Origin of the sequence: Streptomyces sp. NPDC051105, from assembly GCF_040682795.1 — a bacterium.
In the GTDB taxonomy this organism is placed as follows: domain Bacteria; phylum Actinomycetota; class Actinomycetes; order Streptomycetales; family Streptomycetaceae; genus Streptomyces.
This window is the reverse complement of sequence record NZ_JBFBBR010000006.1, coordinates 67,775-83,782: the sequence shown is the minus strand read 5'-3', so window position 1 is coordinate 83,782 and position 16,008 is coordinate 67,775. Positions and strand designations below refer to the sequence as shown.

The window sequence follows — 16,008 nt, the reverse complement described above, 5'->3', positions numbered from 1 at the left end:
CCATAATCGGAGAGAGCCTTGCCGTGCCGTTCACCCCGACTGTTCTCGCGTCGAGGTGAGCGTGGTCGGTGTCGATCTGGCCGAGGACGGCCGCGTGGTCGCACGTTGCGCCCGGGGGTTCCGACAGGACATCGGAATTCTGGACCTGCCGCTGCCGGAACCCGCCCCCGAGGGCTCGCAATGGATCGAGGCATACCGCTACTGGGCCCGCTTAACTGGCGCGCCCCGCGACTGCCAGGCTGAGCCCGTGCTCGAACCGACCTGAGCCCGAGCCCGAACGGGCGATCGCCCCGACTGCAGCTGCCCGGACCGACTGCGGTAAAAACAGAGAGCACGTAGCACGCATACCGCAGTATGCTTACCGTCATGGCTGACACCACGCGCATCACGGTGACACTCCCCACCGAGCAGGTGGCGGAGCTGAAGAAGATCACGGACAACATCTCCGGCTACGTGGCGGAAGCGGTCGCCAGGCAGATCCGGCACCAGCTTCTGGGGGCCGACCTGCGCAGCCACACAGACGAGCACGGGGCCTTCAGTGAGGAAGAGCTGGCCGAGGCGCGGGTGCGGATCTTCGGTACGACGCAGGCCCCCGGCGGCGCGAGCGCTGCGTGAGCGGGCACGTTGAGACGGTCGTCCTGGACAGCGAGGGGCTGTCGGCCTGGGTGGCACAGGACCGCAAGGTTCTGGCGATGTTCCAGGTGTTTTATGACATGGGAGCGGACCTTGTCGTCAGCGCCAACACCATCGTAGAGGTGAGCCACGGCAGGGTGAACCTGGCCCGACTGCAATGGGCGCTTTCCCGGGTCAAGGTGGAGCCGGTCACCGAGGCGGCGGCCAAGGCGGCGGCACAACTGCTCAAGAGCGCCGGCCTGCACGGACACAAGTACGCGATCGACGCCACCGTCGCCGAAGCGGCCTTGCGTCAGCCTGGCCCGGTCGCCATCCTCACGTCGGACGTCGACGACATGACCCAGCTGTGCGGCAGCAAGGTCCGGATGATCGGGCTCTGACCGCGACATCGTCCCGGGACCGTGGACAGATCCGCGTGGAATCCACCGAGAACCAGAGTCGCCGCAGGTCAGCCCACTTAGCCACTCCCGTTGGTGAAGGGGCCTGGCCGCCTCGTCGGTGCGCGCGACTGTACGAGCCGCATGGCCTTACGGCCCGGAACCGGTGGTGAACCCGTCGGTCCCGGGCCGTCTGAATGGAAGCTCAAGCCGCAATGGCCGGGGCGGCGGCCGTCGTCCGCTCGGCGCGGACCTGGTGGAGCAGCTGCAGCACTTCGTCCCAGACGCTGGCCGGATCGTCGGTCTCCAGAACCAACACGGCAATCAGGTCGAGGGCGTGGTCGATCTTCCCGCCGGATTCCTCCTTTGCCTGCTCGATCCGCTTCAGGTTGCGGGCCACCTTCGGTCGGGCAGCGGCGAAGGCGGCGGGCAGCCTGCCGAGGGCGTCGTTCAGGTCCCAGCCCTCGGGGATGAAGTACGTCGCCTGCCTCGGGTCCTCGCTGAGCACCTTCACCGCGGGTTCCGTGACCCGAGGCCCACTGGCGGTCCCTACGTCCAGGAGCAGCTTCGAGGCAGCACGGTACAAGGCCGTCAAGTCCGGGTCGTGGCCTTCGAGGATTACCTCGGAAATAGTGATGCGCTCGGAGGAGAGGAGAGCGCGGGTGAGCACGGCTGCCGTGTCGAGAGAAGCCCGCTCGGGGTCGTAGGCGGCGATGACGCGGTCCCCGTCACGGCGCAGCATGACGGCCTTCGCCTGCTGGGCATTGGCGCAAGTGGAGCGACACGGTGAAGAGTCGCTCACAGGTGAGGATCGTCATGCCGAAATCTCCGCTCGTCGCCAGTTCCGCCCAAGGGCGTCACGGTGGTCGCCGGTGTGGCCATGCTGCTGGGTGCACGGCAGGCGGTCGGACCAGGTGTCGTCGGTGTCCGGCTGGCCATCCATCCGATCGCCGGTCAGTGGGTCGCGGCCGGGGCGTCGCTCCAGACACTCGCTCCCGACAAGGCCGGTGAGGGCGGTGCGCAGCGGGCTGGGGGCGACGTTGGTGCGCCGGTTGACGATCTCCGCTATGTGCTTGGGGATGAGTTCCGGGACCACCTGGAGCGCGGCCTGCGGGTCGTCAGCCTGTCGGCAGGCGTCGGCCAGTTCCTTGACCGTCTTTGCGATGACCAGCTCCCCGATTGGGGTGATCTGACCGTTCTCGGCGACGAGGGTGTCCGGAGGAAGTGCGTCAAGGTCGATATCGGTGGTCACGCGATCGCCTCGTTCTCGGCCTCATCCGATGCTCGTTCGTCCACGGGCCGGATCATGAACTCCTGGAGAAGCCGGTAAGCGAGCTTGAGGTCCGAGCCGCCATCGCGCTTGAGGAGCTTGTGTAAGCCGATCCCGGCCTCGACCAACAGGGTCGTGACGCCGCAGTACGAATCGCTCATGGCGCGGAGTTGCTGCCAGGAGACTGGGGTGGGTCCGGGGGCGAGAACTGTGGGAGCGGTGGAGATGCACCGTCCGTCTGGGGGTGGTGTCGCTGTTGATGCCTCGGCGATTACAGCGGTCATGATCGTTCTCCTCCTTGGGGGGCACGGGTGGAGGGCCTCGCTGGGAAACGTTGGCTGCCAGCAAGTGGGGTCTGCCTTGCTTTCCTGGTCGCCGCGTCGGCAGTCGGGCCAGGCGTCCCTCCCCGTTCGAGAGACATGCCGCCTGAAGCTGCTACCCAGCAGTACGATCCGTGTTTTTGGTGGCCGCCCGGGCGGTGATGGCCAGCCTCCGCATGAAGGGCAATTGGGGCCTTCAGAGGTAGGCGATCGGTGTGTGCGATGAGGCCGCACCACGTGCGGAGCGGACCTACTCGACCGCTATGGCTGCCGGGGGAGCGGCGGGAGGAAATTCGGGGCGGTGCCCAGCACGGGGACGCGTCAGAGGCGCCGGCGGATGCACGCCGTCCGCTCAGGTCCGAGCCGATCACTGCAACTGAGACCAAAACTGAGACCACGCACGACGAAGGGCCCCGCTGCGAACAGCGGGGCCCTTCGACATCGTGCCCGGTGAGGCACTGGCGGAGGATACGAGATTCGAACTCGTGAGGGGTTGCCCCCAACACGCTTTCCAAGCGTGCGCCCTAGGCCTCTAGGCGAATCCTCCGCTCGGAACATTACATGACCGAGAGGAGTGCTCGCGAACTCGTTCCCACCCCCTGACGTCGGGTACTCTGTGCAGAGCCCCTCACGCGGCGCTATCTGACTGAACTCCCCCAGGGCCGGAAGGCAGCAAGGGTAGGTTGGCTCTGGCGGGTGCGTGGGGGGCGCTTGCGTTTGCGGGCGGGGCTGGTTGTCAGTGGGCGCCTATAACCTCGTAAGCGTGTCGTCTCTCGCGCTGTACCGCCGCTATCGCCCGGAGTCGTTCGCCGAGGTCATCGGGCAGGAGCATGTCACCGACCCGTTGCAGCAGGCGCTGCGGAACAACCGGGTCAATCACGCGTACCTGTTCAGCGGGCCGCGTGGGTGCGGGAAGACCACCAGCGCACGGATCCTGGCCCGCTGCCTGAACTGCGAGCAGGGGCCGACGCCGACCCCCTGCGGCGAGTGCCAGTCATGCCGCGACCTCGCACGCAACGGACCCGGCTCCATCGACGTCATCGAGATCGACGCGGCCTCTCACGGTGGTGTGGACGACGCCCGTGAGCTGCGCGAGAAGGCCTTCTTCGGGCCGGCCGGCAGCCGCTACAAGATCTACATCATCGACGAGGCCCACATGGTCACGTCGGCCGGCTTCAACGCGCTGCTCAAGGTCGTCGAGGAGCCCCCGGAGCATCTGAAGTTCATCTTCGCCACCACCGAGCCCGAGAAGGTCATCGGGACCATCCGGTCGCGGACCCATCACTACCCCTTCCGGCTGGTGCCGCCGGGCACGCTGCGCGACTACCTCGGCGAGGTGTGCGGCAAGGAGAAGATCGCCGTCGAGGACGGCGTGCTGCCGCTCGTCGTGCGCGCCGGTGCCGGTTCCGTGCGTGACTCCATGTCCGTCATGGACCAGCTGCTCTCCGGGGCCACCGAGGAGGGTGTGACGTATGCCATGGCCACCTCCCTGCTCGGTTACACCGACGGGTCCCTGCTGGACTCCGTCGTCGAGGCCTTCGCGACCGGGGACGGCGCCGCCGCCTTCGAGGTCGTCGACCACATCATCGAGGGCGGCAACGACCCGCGCCGCTTCGTCGCCGACCTGCTGGAGCGGCTGCGGGACCTGGTGATCCTCGCGGCGGTGCCCGACGCCGTGGAGAAGGGGTTGTTCGACGCCCCCGCCGACGTCCTGGAGCGTATGCAGGCCCAGGCGGGCACGTTCGGCGCCGCCGAGCTCAGCCGCGCGGCCGACCTCGTCAACGAGGGCCTGACCGAGATGCGCGGCGCCACCTCCCCCCGCCTCCAGCTGGAGCTGATCTGCGCGCGTGTGCTGCTCCCGGCCGCCTACGGCGACGAGCGGTCCGTGATGGCCCGCCTCGACCGGCTGGAGCGGGGCGTCAACTTCTCGGGCGGGGGCGGTGCGCCCGCGATGGGGTACGTCCCCGGGCCCGAGGCACACCTGGCCGCGCCGGGCGGGCCTTCTGCGGGCGGGGCTCCGGCTCCGGCTCCGGCCCCGGCTCCGGCTCCCGCTGCCGTTCCTGCGGTTCCTCCGGCTCAGGTTCCGCAGGGGGGCGGGCCCGCGGCGGCCCGTGCGGCGGTACGAGGGGGAGCGGCACCCGAGCCTGCGCCGGTGCAGGCGCAGCCACCGACACCCGCCCCTCAGCCGCCTGCGCCCACACCGACGGCCCCGGCGGCTCCTCCGGCCGCCGCGCCCGGCGCCTGGCCGACGGCTGCCCCCGCGGGTGGCGGCGCCGCACGCCGCCCCGGCGGCTGGCCCACGGCCTCGGCCACGGGCGCGGGCGTGGGCACGGCGGCACCGGGCGGGGCCACGGGCCCGGGCACCCCGGCGACCCAGCCGGTCCAGCCGGCCCCGGCGGCCTCGGCCCCAGCTGCTCCTGCCGGCGGCCTGGACCCCCGTGTTCTCTGGCCGAACATCCTCGAAGCGGTCAAGAACCGTCGCCGCTTCACCTGGATCCTCCTCAGCCAGAACGCCCAGGTCGCCGGTTTCGACGGCACCACCCTCCAGCTCGGCTTCGTCAACGCCGGCGCCCGTGACAACTTCGCGAGCAGTGGCAGCGAGGACGTGCTGCGGCAGGCGCTGGCCGAACAGTTCAGCGTGCAGTGGCGGATCGAGGCGATCGTCGACCCGACGGGCGGCGGCGGCTCGGCCCCGGCCGGCCCCGGATACGGCGGCGGCCAGCCAGGCGGCGGTTACGGCGGCGCGCCCACGGCGTCGTCCGGTTACGGCGGCTCCGCCCCGGCGGCCCCGGCCCGCCCGGCGCCGTCCCAGCCCGGGCCGCCGACGGCCACACCCCAGAGCTCCCCGCCGTCCGGCCCGACGGCAGCGGCTCCCACCTCGCGGCCCGCGGCCCCCGAACCGCCTCCGGTGTCTCCCGAGGACGACATCCCCGAGGAGGACGACCCCGACCTCGACGAGTCGGCCCTCTCCGGCCATGAACTGATCGTGCGGGAGCTGGGGGCGACGGTGGTGGAGGAGTTCCAGAACGAGTGACGGGCGGCGGGCGCCGCCGGTGCGGAGGCCGAGCCGAGGGGTCGGCGGCCCCGCCCTCGGCTCCCCTTCACCCCGTCCTGCACCCCCTTGGAGAATCCTCCAGTCGGTGCACCCGGCTACGCTGGCCCCCGTGAAGGTCCTCGTCATCGGCAGCGGCGCCCGCGAACACGCCCTGTGCCGCTCTCTGTCCCTCGATTCCGACGTCACCGCGCTGCACTGCGCCCCCGGCAACGCCGGTATCGGCGAGGTCGCCGAGCTGCACCAGGTCGACGCCCTGGACGGCGCCGCCGTCACCGCCCTGGCGCGGGAGATCGGCGCCGACCTCGTCGTCGTCGGCCCGGAGGCCCCGCTGGTCGCCGGGGTCGCCGACGCCGTGCGCGCGGCGGGTATCCCGGTCTTCGGCCCCTCCGGGGAGGCCGCGCAGATCGAGGGGTCCAAGGCGTTCGCCAAGGCCGTGATGGCGGCGGCCGGAGTGCCCACCGCCCGTTCGTACGTTTGCACAGACGCCGATGAGGTCGCCGAGGCGCTCGACGCGTTCGGGGCGCCGTACGTCGTGAAGGACGACGGGCTCGCCGCCGGCAAGGGCGTCGTCGTCACCGACGACCTGGCGGCGGCCACGGCGCACGCCGCCGGGTGCGACCGCGTCGTCATCGAGGAGTTCCTCGACGGCCCCGAGGTCTCCCTCTTCGCCATCACCGACGGTGTGACGGTGCTCCCGCTCCAGCCCGCCCAGGACTTCAAGCGCGCCCTGGACGGGGACCAGGGGCCGAACACCGGCGGCATGGGTGCCTACTCCCCGCTGCCCTGGGCCGACCCCAAGCTGGTCGACGAGGTCATGGAGACCGTTCTGCAGCCGACCGTCGACGAGATGCGGCGGCGAGGCACCCCGTTCTCCGGTCTCCTCTACGCCGGCCTCGCGATCACCTCGCGCGGTGTCCGGGTCATCGAGTTCAACGCCCGCTTCGGCGACCCCGAGACCCAGGTGGTCCTCGCCCGCCTGAAGACCCCGCTGGCCGGCGTCCTGCTCGCCGCCGCGAACGGCACCCTCGACGACCTCCCGCCGCTGCGCTGGCGCGACGACGCCGCGGTCACCGTGGTGGTCGCCTCCCACAACTACCCGGGCACCCCGCGCACCGGCGACCCCATCACCGGCCTCGACACGGTGGCCGCCGAGGACGCCCCGCACGCCTATGTCCTGCACGCGGGGACGAAGCGGGACGGCGAGGCGGTCGTCAGCGCCGGCGGCCGGGTTCTCTCCGTGACCGCGACCGGTCAGGATCTGACCCAGGCGCGTGAGCGGGCGTATGCGGCCGTGGCGCGGATCGGGCTCGACGGCTCCCAGCACCGTACGGACATCGCGGCGAAGGCGGCGGCCGAGGCGGCCGAGGCCTGAGCGCCCTCCATGCGTGCACCGCTCCTGGTCAGGCCCCGGACCCCGAAAATCCGGGGCCTGATCGTTGCTGTCTGTCGATCACCTCTGACCAAAGCCATTCCATCGAGTGACCGATGCCCCATCCGGCTGACGGGGGCCGAGGCCCCAACTAGGGTGCGGCACAAGCGTTCCGGCACTTGGCCCACCGGCATTGCGATGTCAGTGGCGGGTGCCACAGTGGGGGAGTGAGCAACAGCCAGGACGGCACCAGGACAGCAGTGAGGGGGTGAGGTCCGGACGTGACCAGTACCGGTATCGGTGTGGAGGCGGGAGCGCAGGCAGCGCGTACCCGGGCCCTCGCCGTGCTGCGCATCCGCGGCCGGGCCCTGGCCGTGGCGCTGCTGCCCGCAGCGGCCACGGTGATCCTGCTGACCGGCGGTTCCACCGGTCACTTCGTCGGCCGGGGCTGGGACACGGCCCGCTGGATCGTCGGTGTGCTCGCCGTCGTCGTGCTGCTGGCCGCCGCCGGCATCGCCGTGGTCGTGGCCCGCGCCCGGCCGGCCGTGAGTCCCACGGTCCCGATCCTGGAGGAGTCCGCCCCGGACCTGTACCGGATGGTGCGCGATCTCGCCGACCGCCTCGACGTCCCGGTGCCCTCCGCCATAGCGCTCACCCCGGACTGCGACAGCTGGCTGGAGGACCGCACCCACCCCGCGCACGGCCCGCCCGCGCCCAAGGGCGGCGACGAGCTCGGCAACCCCGGCCCGCACCGCCGTACCCCCGCCGCGCCGGTGCTCGTCATCGGCTCCCCGTTCCTGTGGTGGATGCGGGTGGGCGAGTTGCGCGCGGTCCTCGCCCCGGTCGTCGCCGGCACCGGACCCTCGGCGCACCCGGACATAGCCGCCGCCCGCCGCTTCGTGCGCGGCCTGGACGCGGCGGTCGCCGTCTCCTCGACGACCGGCCGATGTCCGGCGACCCGGTGGGTGTGCGCGGGCCTCGGCTGGGTGGCCCGGGTGCTGCTGCGGGGCTGCCGGGAGCACGCGACGCTGATGGAGCGCGGGGTCGCCGCCGCGGCCGCCGAGCGCGCGCAGGCCGTGGACTACGGACTGCGGATCGTCGCCCAGGAGCAGGTCGGACTCGCCTACGCCGGCTGGGACCGTCTTCTCACCCGGGTCGCGCTGCCCGCCTGGCGGATGGGCCGCTGGCCGTCCCGGCTGGACGCGGGCGTGGTCGCGGCGCTCACTGAGCTGTCCCGGCGGGACCGGCTGGCCGAGGGCTTCGCCTCCCGGCTCGGCGAGCGGCCCGCCTGCGACCTGCTGGAAGAGCCGGGCCTGGTGGACGAGGCCGCCTCGCTGCTCGCCGCCCGTCTCTTCCACGGCGGCCCCGCCGAGCCGGGCCCGGACTGGTCGCCGGTGGCCTGGCAGGAGTATCCGGACGAGGTCGTCGACCGCACCTGGCGCATCGAGGCGGCCCGGCTGCACCGCGTCCTGGACTCCCTCGGTGTCCGCGCCACCCTCGACCCCGCCGCCCCCGACGGCGGCGGTCCCACCCTGGACCGGGTCCTGGACCACCTGACCGACCCGGCCGCCCACAGCAGGCCCAAGGAGCCCCCGGTCTACGACGAGGACGCCGAGGAAGCCACCGGCACCGAGCGCAGCGCCGCCCTGGCCGCGGGGCTCACCGCGGCCCTCGCCCGCGAGGAGGCCGCCGCCGTCACCCCCGGACCCGACGCGCCCGCACCCGCCGGGCAGGGCCCCGACAGCGCCCTCTGGGACGACTGCGCGCTGCCCCTCTTCCCCCTCCAGCCCCCGCGCACCGCACGCGAGCTGCTCGCCGACCACGTCACGGCGATGGTGTGCTGCGCGGCCGTGGACACCGCCGGAGCCACCCCCGGCCTGGACTGGCTCGACGGCCCGTCCCTGCTGGTCGACGGCGAGCGGGCCGCCGACCTGACGCCCAGAGTTCTCAGCCTCGTCGAGGAGGGAGACCCGGCTCCGCTGCGGGCCTGGCTGGTCGAGTCCGGGATACGTCCCGAGAAGCCCGTACGGCTGGTCTGACCTCAGCGTTTCGACGCTTTGGCGGAGCGAACCGTTCCACTTCAGGCAAATTCGCAACGAACCGTGACAGGACGCGTGCGTTATGTGATGTGCTGGGACCGTTCGGTGAAATGGCAAGCGCATCCGACATAAGGCAGACGGCACAGTCACAGCCCGCGGAACCCGCACAGCACCACGGGCGAAACCGGAAACAGGCACGAACCAGGCACGAACCGGGCGCGCACCAGGCCCGACCGGAACAGTACAAGCTCGGCCACGTAACGCCGTACCACCACACAACGACTCGTATCAGCACACTTCACGGGGGCACGAGGGAGGGGAGCCACCATGGCATCGGACCACATCCGCCGCTGGGAGTCGGGAGCACTCGCGCACGCCGTCACGGACCCCTTCGGCCAGGGTCCCGTCCCCTGGCTGCGCGGCAGCGAGACCTATTTCGACGACACCGGTCATGTCGTCCCCTGGTACGTCGACCCGAGCCGGCCACAGCCCACCGGTGAGAACCCGCGGATCCCCGCACCCCGCAGTGCGGTCGGCCCCCGCTCGGCGGACGACGTGCACCGGCAGATCAAAGGATTCGCCTCGACCGGCGCGGTCTCCCCCGGCGAGGCCGTCGACTTCCACGTCACCGTCGACCCGCCGCAGGAATTCAGCGTCGACATCTACCGCATCGGCCACTACGGCGGCGACGGCGCCGCCAAGATCACCACCAGCCCGCGGCTGTCCGGCATCGTGCAGCCCCCGCCGCTGGCCGCCGACCGTACGGTCTCCTGCCACCACTGGTGGCTGTCCTGGCGTTTGCAGGTCCCGTCGTACTGGAGCGTCGGCGCGTATGTCGCCGTCCTCACCACGGCCGACGGCTACCGCTCCCACGTGCCCTTCACGGTCCGCGACAACCACCCCGCCGACCTGCTCCTGCTGCTGCCGGACATCACCTGGCAGGCCTACAACCTCTACCCCGAGGACGGCCGCACCGGCGCCAGCCTCTACCACGCCTGGGACGAGAGGGGCCGGCTGCTCGGCGAGGCCGACGCGGCGACCACCGTCTCCTTCGACCGGCCCTACGCGGGCGCGGGCCTGCCCCTGCACGTCGGCCACGCCTACGACTTCATCCGCTGGGCCGAGCGCTACGGCTACGACCTCGCCTACGCCGACGCCCGCGACCTGCACGCCGGCCGTGTCGACCCCACCCGCTACCGGGGCCTGGTCTTCCCGGGCCACGACGAGTACTGGTCGCCGCGGATGCGCCGCACGGTCGATCTGGCCCGGGACAGCGGCACCTCGCTGGTCTTCCTCTCGGCCAACACCATGTACTGGCAGGTGGAGTTGGGGGCGTCCCCGTCCGGGGTCGCGGACCGGCTGCTCACCTGCCGGAAACGCAAGGGCCCGGGCAGGCCCGTGCTCTGGCGCGAGATCGACCGGCCCGAGCAGCAGACGGTCGGCATCCAGTACGCGGGCCGGGTGCCCGAGCCGCACCCCCTGATCGTGCGCAACGCCGGCCACTGGCTCTGGGAGGCCACCGGCGCGCAGGAGGGCGACGAACTGCCGGGCCTGGTGGCCGGGGAGGCCGACCGCTACTTCCCGCGCACCGCGCTGCCCGAGCACGAGGAGCGCATCCTGCTCGCCCACTCCCCCTACGCCGACAACGAGGGCGCCCTGCGCCACCAGGAGACCTCTCTCTACCGCGCCCCCTCCGGCGCCCTGGTCTTCGCGTCCGGGACTTTCGCCTGGTCCCCGGCCCTCGACCGCCCCGGCCATATCGACCCCCGCGTCCAGCGCGCCACCGCCAACCTCCTGGACCGCATCTGCAAACGGGACTGACCCCGTGTCCGACGGCAACCCGGCATACGGGAGAATCGGGAGCACCTGTACAGAACCACGGGGAGGAACCGTGTCCGGATTCGTCGAAAAACCCGAGCCCGTCGAGGTGCCGGGGCTGGTGCATCTGCACACCGGCAAGGTGCGCGAGCTGTACCAGAACGCGGCCGGGGACCTCGTGATGGTCGCCAGCGACCGCATCTCCGCGTACGACTGGGTGCTGCCGACCGAGATCCCCGACAAGGGCCGGGTGCTCACCCAGCTCTCCCTGTGGTGGTTCGACAAGCTCGCCGACCTCGCCCCCAACCACGTCATCAGCACCGAGCTGCCCGAGGGCGCCCCCGCCGACTGGGCGGGCCGCACCCTGGTCTGCAAGTCCCTGAAGATGCTGCCGGTCGAGTGCGTGGCGCGCGGCTATCTCACCGGCTCGGGCCTGGCCGAGTACCAGGAGTCCCGTACGGTGTGCGGACTCGCCCTCCCCGAGGGCCTGGTCGACGGCTCCGAGCTGCCCGCCCCGATCTTCACCCCGGCCACCAAGGCGGAGGTCGGCGAGCACGACGAGAACGTGTCGTACGAGGAGGTCGCCCGGCAGGTCGGCGCCGAGACGGCCGCCCAGCTGCGCCAGGCCACCCTCGCGGTGTACGGGCGGGCCCGGGACATCGCCCGCGACCGGGGCATCGTCCTGGCCGACACCAAGTTCGAGTTCGGTTTCGAGGGCGACACCCTCGTCCTCGCCGACGAGGTCCTCACCCCGGACTCCTCCCGCTTCTGGCCGGCCGACGAGTGGGAGCCGGGCCGCGCCCAGCCGTCGTTCGACAAGCAGTACGTGCGCGACTGGCTGACCTCGGCCGAATCCGGCTGGGACCGCGGGGGCGAGCAGCCCCCGCCGCCGCTGCCGCAGCGGGTGGTCGAGGCGACCCGGGCGAAGTACATCGAGGCGTACGAGCGGCTGACGGGCAACACCTGGTCGTGACGGAGGCGTCCCCCGGGCCCCCGGCCCCCGGGCTCCCGGGAATCCCGGGCTCCCGGGCCCCCGGGCCCGGGAACACCGAAGGCTCCGAGCACCGAAAGCACCGAACGCGGAAGGCCCCCGGCGGAAACCGGGGGCCTTCTCTTCTGAGCGGACGACGAGGCTCGAACTCGCGACCTCAACCTTGGCAAGGTTGCGCTCTACCAACTGAGCTACGTCCGCATGCGCCGTGGCGCGAGAGCAACTATACCCAACCTCGCTCCCGCGCGAGACGCACCGCGGTATGACGGTTCTCCACGCCGAGTTTGGTGACGGCCGAGGAGAGGTAGTTCCGTACGGTTCCCGGCGACAGCGCGGCCCGCTCGGCGATCTCCGCGACCGGCGCCCCGTCGGCCGCCAGTTCCAGCACCTCGGCCTCCCGGGCGGTCAGCGGCGAGTCCCCGGCGGAGATCGCGTCGGCGGCCAACTCCGGGTCGACATAGCGGTTTCCCGCATGCACGGTACGGATGATCTCCGCGAGCCGCTGCGCACTGACCGTCTTCGGGACGAACCCCCGCACACCGGCGGCCAGGGCCCGTTTCAGATGCCCGGGGCGGCCGTGGCCGGTCACGATCAGCACCCGGCAGCCGGGCAGTTCGGCCCGCAGGGATGTGGCGACCTTCACACCGTCCGCCCCCGGCATCTGCAGATCCAGTACCGCCACGTCGGGCCGATGGGCCCGGGCCATGGCGAGCGCCTCCGGCCCGGTGGCCGCCTCCGCGACCACGACGAGGTCGTCCTCGAGGCCGAGCAGCGCGGCGAGCGCACCCCGGATCAGATGCTCGTCGTCGGCGAGCAACAGCCGTACCGGAGAGGTCATGAGGTGACTCCGCTCACATTCGTATCGGCCGTACGGCCGGCCAGCGGCACCGAAGCCACCACCCGGAACCCGTCCGCCCCCACCGGTCCCGCCTCCAACGTCCCCTCCACCACCGCAAGCCGCTCCCGCAACCCGGCGATCCCGGACCCGCCACTCCCGTCACCCGCGGGCGCGCTTCCCTCGACGCCACCGCCTCGGCCGCGCCGCCCGCCGTCGACGACCCCGCCGCCACCGTCCCCCGCACCCACGACGACTTCGACCCCGCCACCCGCACCACCGGCCCGCACGGCGACCCCGTCGTTCTCCACCGTCAGTACCACGCGTCCCTCCCGTACCCGCAGGCCCACCGTGCACCGTCCCGCGTCTCCGTGCCGAAGGACATTGGTGGTCGCTTCCCGGACCACCCAGCCGAGCGCCGACTGCACCTGGGCGGGCAGCCCGGCGGTGTCGCCGGTCACCGCACAGTCGATGCCCGCAGCGGCCAACACGCCCTGCGCGCCCGCGAGTTCGGCCGCGAGATCGGCGTCCCGGTAGCCCCGTACGACGGCCCGTACCTCCCGCTGCGACTCCTGGGCGATCCGCTGCACCTCGATCATCTGCTCCACGGCCTCGGGCCGTTCGCGGCGGGCCAGCTGGACGGCCAGTTCGCTCTTGAGGGCGATGACCGCGAGGTTGCGGCCGAGCACGTCGTGCAGATCGCGGCCGAACCGCAGCCGTTCCTCGGCGACGGCGAGCCGGGCACGCGTCTCCCGGGCCTCGTCGAGTTCGTAGACGGCGTTCAGCAGCCAGACGGAGAAGAACGAGGTGGCGGCGAGGAAGCCGCCGGCCATGAACACCGCGACCGCTGTGACCAGCGCGGCGGCCCCGGGCATGGCCAGCGGGAAGGAGACCAGGCCCGCCCCGAACGCGAAGCCCGCGATCACCGCCATCGCCCGCCGCCGGTTGCGGACCCCGAGCGCCGTGGTGCCGGCCCCGAAGGCCAGGATCCCCACGAACACGGTGGCCGCCGCGCTCTTCGTGTCGTCGCCCGGCCCGCCGTGCGTGCGCAGCGCCAGGACGGTGACGGCGAAGGCGTACGTGGCCGCGCCGAGCACCCACAGCAGCCGCACCGGCTGCTCCCGGCGGCCCCGCGTCCAGTCCAGCGCCCGGGAGGCGGTCAGCGCGCAGAGCACCGCGTGGACGACGACCATCGCGATCATCCAGGCCGAGAGCGCCGTCCTCGTCTCCCCGAACACCGGGAGTCCGATCGCGGTGACCTCGATCACCGCGAAGAAGTGGAACGACCAGCGTGTGTACGTCTCGACCTTGGCGGGGGTGGTCTTCTCCCGCCACCAGCCACCTGCCCCGCTCATCCCGGTCCCGTCCTGTCTCGTTCTATCCGGTTCTATCCCGTGCCGGCCCGTCTCCACTCAGCGCCGCGGTTCCCAGCGGAACCACCGCCGTACAGCAAACACCGCGACCACGGTCCAGGCCAGCGCGGTGAGGACCGTACCCATCGCCTCGTAGCCGCCGAGCTCGCCGGTCCAGCCGGCGCGGACCAGCCGGACGGCCGGGGAGAGCGGGAGAAGTTCACAGGCCGAGGCGATCCGGTCGGGCAGGACGTCCGTGGGCACGGCGATGCCCGAGCCCAGCATCGAGACGAAGACCAGCGGCAGCGCGGTGACCTGGGCGCTCTCGGTGGTTCGGGTGACAACCGAGGTGAGGGCGGCGAGCGCGGCACTGAGCAGCAGGCCCAGGAGCAGCCCGAGCAGGGTGAGATACGGCGCCTTGGGCGCGCCCGCGTCGAGCAGCACCGCGCAGCCGACGGTGAGCACCAGTGCCTGGGCCAGGCCGAGACAGAGGGCGGGCAGGGCGGTGCCGGCCAGGATCTCCGTGTCGGCCGGTTCCCCGGTGCGCAGCCGCTTGAGGACGAGCTCCTCCCGACGGGCCACGTACGCGCTCACCAGGGACGTGTACACGGCGAAGAGGAAGGAGAAGCCGGTCGCGGCGGTCAGCATCAGCGTGCCGACGTTCAGCCCCTGGGCCTTCAGGTCGATCTGGTCGATGGCGGGCCGCACACTGAACGGCAGGGAGAGCGGCACCAGCAGAGCGGTGAGCACCGCGCCTCGGTTGCGGGCGAGGAGCAGCAACTCGGCGCGGGCCAGCGCACCCAGCCGGCGCCGGGACGCGGAGAGCGCCGCCCGGCGTCGGGACGCGGCGGGCAACGCGTCCCGGTGTCCGCCGAATTCCACCGTGCTCATACGACCGCCTCCTTCGCGATCCCCAGGAACGCCTCCTCCAGCGAGGCCGAGCGCACCTCGAGCCGGTCCAGTTCGACCCCGGTCCGCTGGGCCCAGGCCAGCACCCCGGTGGCGGTCCGCTGCACCTCGCGGGTCCGCAGCCGTACGGCCCGGCCGGCGGTCTCGTGCCCGCACACGCCCAGGGTGGCGAGCGGCGGCAGGTCGCCCACGAAGTACCCGGGCGGCAGCTCGAAGGAGATCCGTGCGGGCCGGTCCGCGGTCACCTCGCCCGGTGTTCCGGTGGCCGCGATACGCCCCTCGTGCAGGATCGCGAGCCGGTCGGCGAGGTCCTCGGCCTCTTCCAGATAGTGCGTGGTGAGCAGGACGGTGGTCCCGGTGTCGCGCAGGGATCGCACCAACTCCCAGGTGTCCCGGCGTCCTTGGGCGTCCAGGCCGGTGGTCGGTTCGTCCAGGAACAGCACCTCGGGCCGGCCGAGCAGCGCGAGCGCCAGGTCGAGGCGGCGCCGCTCACCGCCGGAGAGCTGCTTGACCCGGACGTCCGCCTTGCCGGCGAGCCCGACCAGGCCGAGTGCCTCGGTCGTCGGCCGGGCTCCGGTCGTACAGCCGGCCCACATCCGGGTCGTCTCGCCGACGGTCAGTTCGGACGGGAAGCCGCCCTCCTGGAGCATCACGCCGGTGCGCGGCCGTACGGCGGCCCGCTCCCGGTGCGGATCGTGGCCCAGCACCCGCACCCGGCCCCCGCTCGGCGGGGCGAGGCCCTCCAGCAACTCGACCGTGGAGGTCTTTCCGGCGCCGTTGGTGCCGAGGAGCGCGAAGATCTCCCCGCGGCGCACGCAGAAGGTGACTCCGCGGACCGCCTCGAACCCGCCCCCGTAGACACGACGGAGGTCTGTGACCTCAATCACGTGTTCGTTGTCTTCCATGGCTTCCATGGAAAGAGCCTCCCCGGGGACCGGGCCCGGCAGCAGTGCGCGGTGTCATCACTCGCCATGACAAATGTCAGGGCCCGCCTTGGCACGGGAAGGCTCATGAAGGCTCATGAAGGCACGTGGCGGCGC

General features: G+C 72.1%; 15 protein-coding genes, 2 tRNA genes and 1 other RNA gene. 9 read left to right on the top strand and 9 right to left on the bottom strand.

Annotated features, from left to right (window positions below; translation table 11 throughout):
• Positions 1-55 precede the first annotated feature (55 nt).
• From AB0N16_RS16715 to AB0N16_RS16705, 3 genes are all read left to right on the top strand, one after another.
• Positions 56-265: a hypothetical protein gene (locus AB0N16_RS16715; RefSeq protein WP_365797282.1), complete on the top strand. Its 210-nt coding sequence runs from the start codon at positions 56-58 to the stop codon at positions 263-265.
• A 101-nt stretch (positions 266-366) separates the two neighbouring features.
• Positions 367-615 (top strand): hypothetical protein, encoded by a 249-nt coding sequence (locus AB0N16_RS16710; RefSeq protein WP_365797280.1) that lies wholly within the window; start codon positions 367-369, stop codon positions 613-615.
• The gene (locus tag AB0N16_RS16705; protein WP_365797278.1) at positions 612-1,013 is read left to right on the top strand and encodes a PIN domain-containing protein; all 402 of its coding nucleotides are present in this window, start codon (positions 612-614) and stop codon (positions 1,011-1,013) included. The genes AB0N16_RS16710 and AB0N16_RS16705 overlap by 4 nt, the downstream gene beginning before the upstream one ends.
• Positions 1,014-1,215: 202 nt before the next feature.
• Here the strand turns inward: AB0N16_RS16705 and AB0N16_RS16700 are convergent, their stop codons facing one another.
• The 4 genes from AB0N16_RS16700 to AB0N16_RS16685 form a co-directional block, all read right to left on the bottom strand.
• On the bottom strand, positions 1,216-1,752 hold the full coding sequence (locus tag AB0N16_RS16700) for a hypothetical protein (protein ID WP_365797276.1): 537 nt from the start codon (positions 1,750-1,752) through the stop codon (positions 1,216-1,218).
• Between the two features lie 72 nt (positions 1,753-1,824).
• Entirely contained in the window at positions 1,825-2,262 is a 438-nt protein-coding gene (locus AB0N16_RS16695) for a hypothetical protein (protein ID WP_365797272.1), read from the bottom strand.
• Positions 2,259-2,441: a hypothetical protein gene (locus AB0N16_RS16690; protein WP_365797270.1), complete on the bottom strand. Its 183-nt coding sequence runs from the start codon at positions 2,439-2,441 to the stop codon at positions 2,259-2,261. The genes AB0N16_RS16695 and AB0N16_RS16690 overlap by 4 nt, the downstream gene beginning before the upstream one ends.
• Before the next feature lie 618 nt (positions 2,442-3,059).
• Positions 3,060-3,147 (bottom strand) — tRNA-Ser (locus tag AB0N16_RS16685).
• A 72-nt stretch (positions 3,148-3,219) separates the two neighbouring features.
• On the opposite strand from AB0N16_RS16685, the gene ffs reads away from it, so the two are divergent.
• From ffs to AB0N16_RS16655, 6 genes are all read left to right on the top strand, one after another.
• An RNA gene (gene ffs, locus AB0N16_RS16680) (signal recognition particle sRNA small type) lies at positions 3,220-3,318 on the top strand.
• A 45-nt stretch (positions 3,319-3,363) separates the two neighbouring features.
• Positions 3,364-5,634 (top strand): DNA polymerase III subunit gamma and tau, encoded by a 2,271-nt coding sequence (locus AB0N16_RS16675; protein ID WP_365797268.1) that lies wholly within the window; start codon positions 3,364-3,366, stop codon positions 5,632-5,634.
• Between the two features lie 130 nt (positions 5,635-5,764).
• Positions 5,765-7,027: a phosphoribosylamine--glycine ligase gene (purD, locus tag AB0N16_RS16670; protein ID WP_365797266.1), complete on the top strand. Its 1,263-nt coding sequence runs from the start codon at positions 5,765-5,767 to the stop codon at positions 7,025-7,027.
• Positions 7,028-7,305: 278 nt separating this feature from the next.
• Positions 7,306-9,063: a hypothetical protein gene (locus AB0N16_RS16665; RefSeq protein WP_365797264.1), complete on the top strand. Its 1,758-nt coding sequence runs from the start codon at positions 7,306-7,308 to the stop codon at positions 9,061-9,063.
• 327 nt (positions 9,064-9,390) lie between these two features.
• Positions 9,391-10,884 (top strand): N,N-dimethylformamidase beta subunit family domain-containing protein, encoded by a 1,494-nt coding sequence (locus tag AB0N16_RS16660; RefSeq protein WP_365797262.1) that lies wholly within the window; start codon positions 9,391-9,393, stop codon positions 10,882-10,884.
• Positions 10,885-10,954: 70 nt separating this feature from the next.
• Positions 10,955-11,854 (top strand): phosphoribosylaminoimidazolesuccinocarboxamide synthase, encoded by a 900-nt coding sequence (locus tag AB0N16_RS16655; RefSeq protein WP_365797260.1) that lies wholly within the window; start codon positions 10,955-10,957, stop codon positions 11,852-11,854.
• 146 nt (positions 11,855-12,000) lie between these two features.
• On the opposite strand, the gene AB0N16_RS16650 is transcribed toward AB0N16_RS16655, so the two are convergent.
• From AB0N16_RS16650 to AB0N16_RS16630, 5 genes are all read right to left on the bottom strand, one after another.
• Positions 12,001-12,073 (bottom strand) — tRNA-Gly (locus tag AB0N16_RS16650).
• Positions 12,074-12,095: 22 nt separating this feature from the next.
• Positions 12,096-12,710 carry a response regulator transcription factor gene (locus AB0N16_RS16645; RefSeq protein ID WP_365797258.1) on the bottom strand — a complete coding sequence of 205 codons (615 nt, stop codon included), beginning with the start codon at positions 12,708-12,710 and terminating at the stop codon, positions 12,096-12,098.
• A complete protein-coding gene (locus tag AB0N16_RS16640) occupies positions 12,707-14,062 on the bottom strand; it encodes a histidine kinase (protein ID WP_365797256.1) in 1,356 nt (451 codons plus the stop codon). Before AB0N16_RS16640 ends, AB0N16_RS16645 begins: the two co-directional genes overlap by 4 nt.
• A gap of 57 nt (positions 14,063-14,119) precedes the next feature.
• Positions 14,120-14,950 carry an ABC transporter permease gene (locus AB0N16_RS16635; protein ID WP_365797254.1) on the bottom strand — a complete coding sequence of 277 codons (831 nt, stop codon included), beginning with the start codon at positions 14,948-14,950 and terminating at the stop codon, positions 14,120-14,122.
• Positions 14,947-15,882, bottom strand: coding sequence for an ABC transporter ATP-binding protein (locus tag AB0N16_RS16630; RefSeq protein WP_365797252.1), 936 nt, complete (start codon positions 15,880-15,882; stop codon positions 14,947-14,949). Before AB0N16_RS16630 ends, AB0N16_RS16635 begins: the two co-directional genes overlap by 4 nt.
• Positions 15,883-16,008 lie beyond the last annotated feature (126 nt).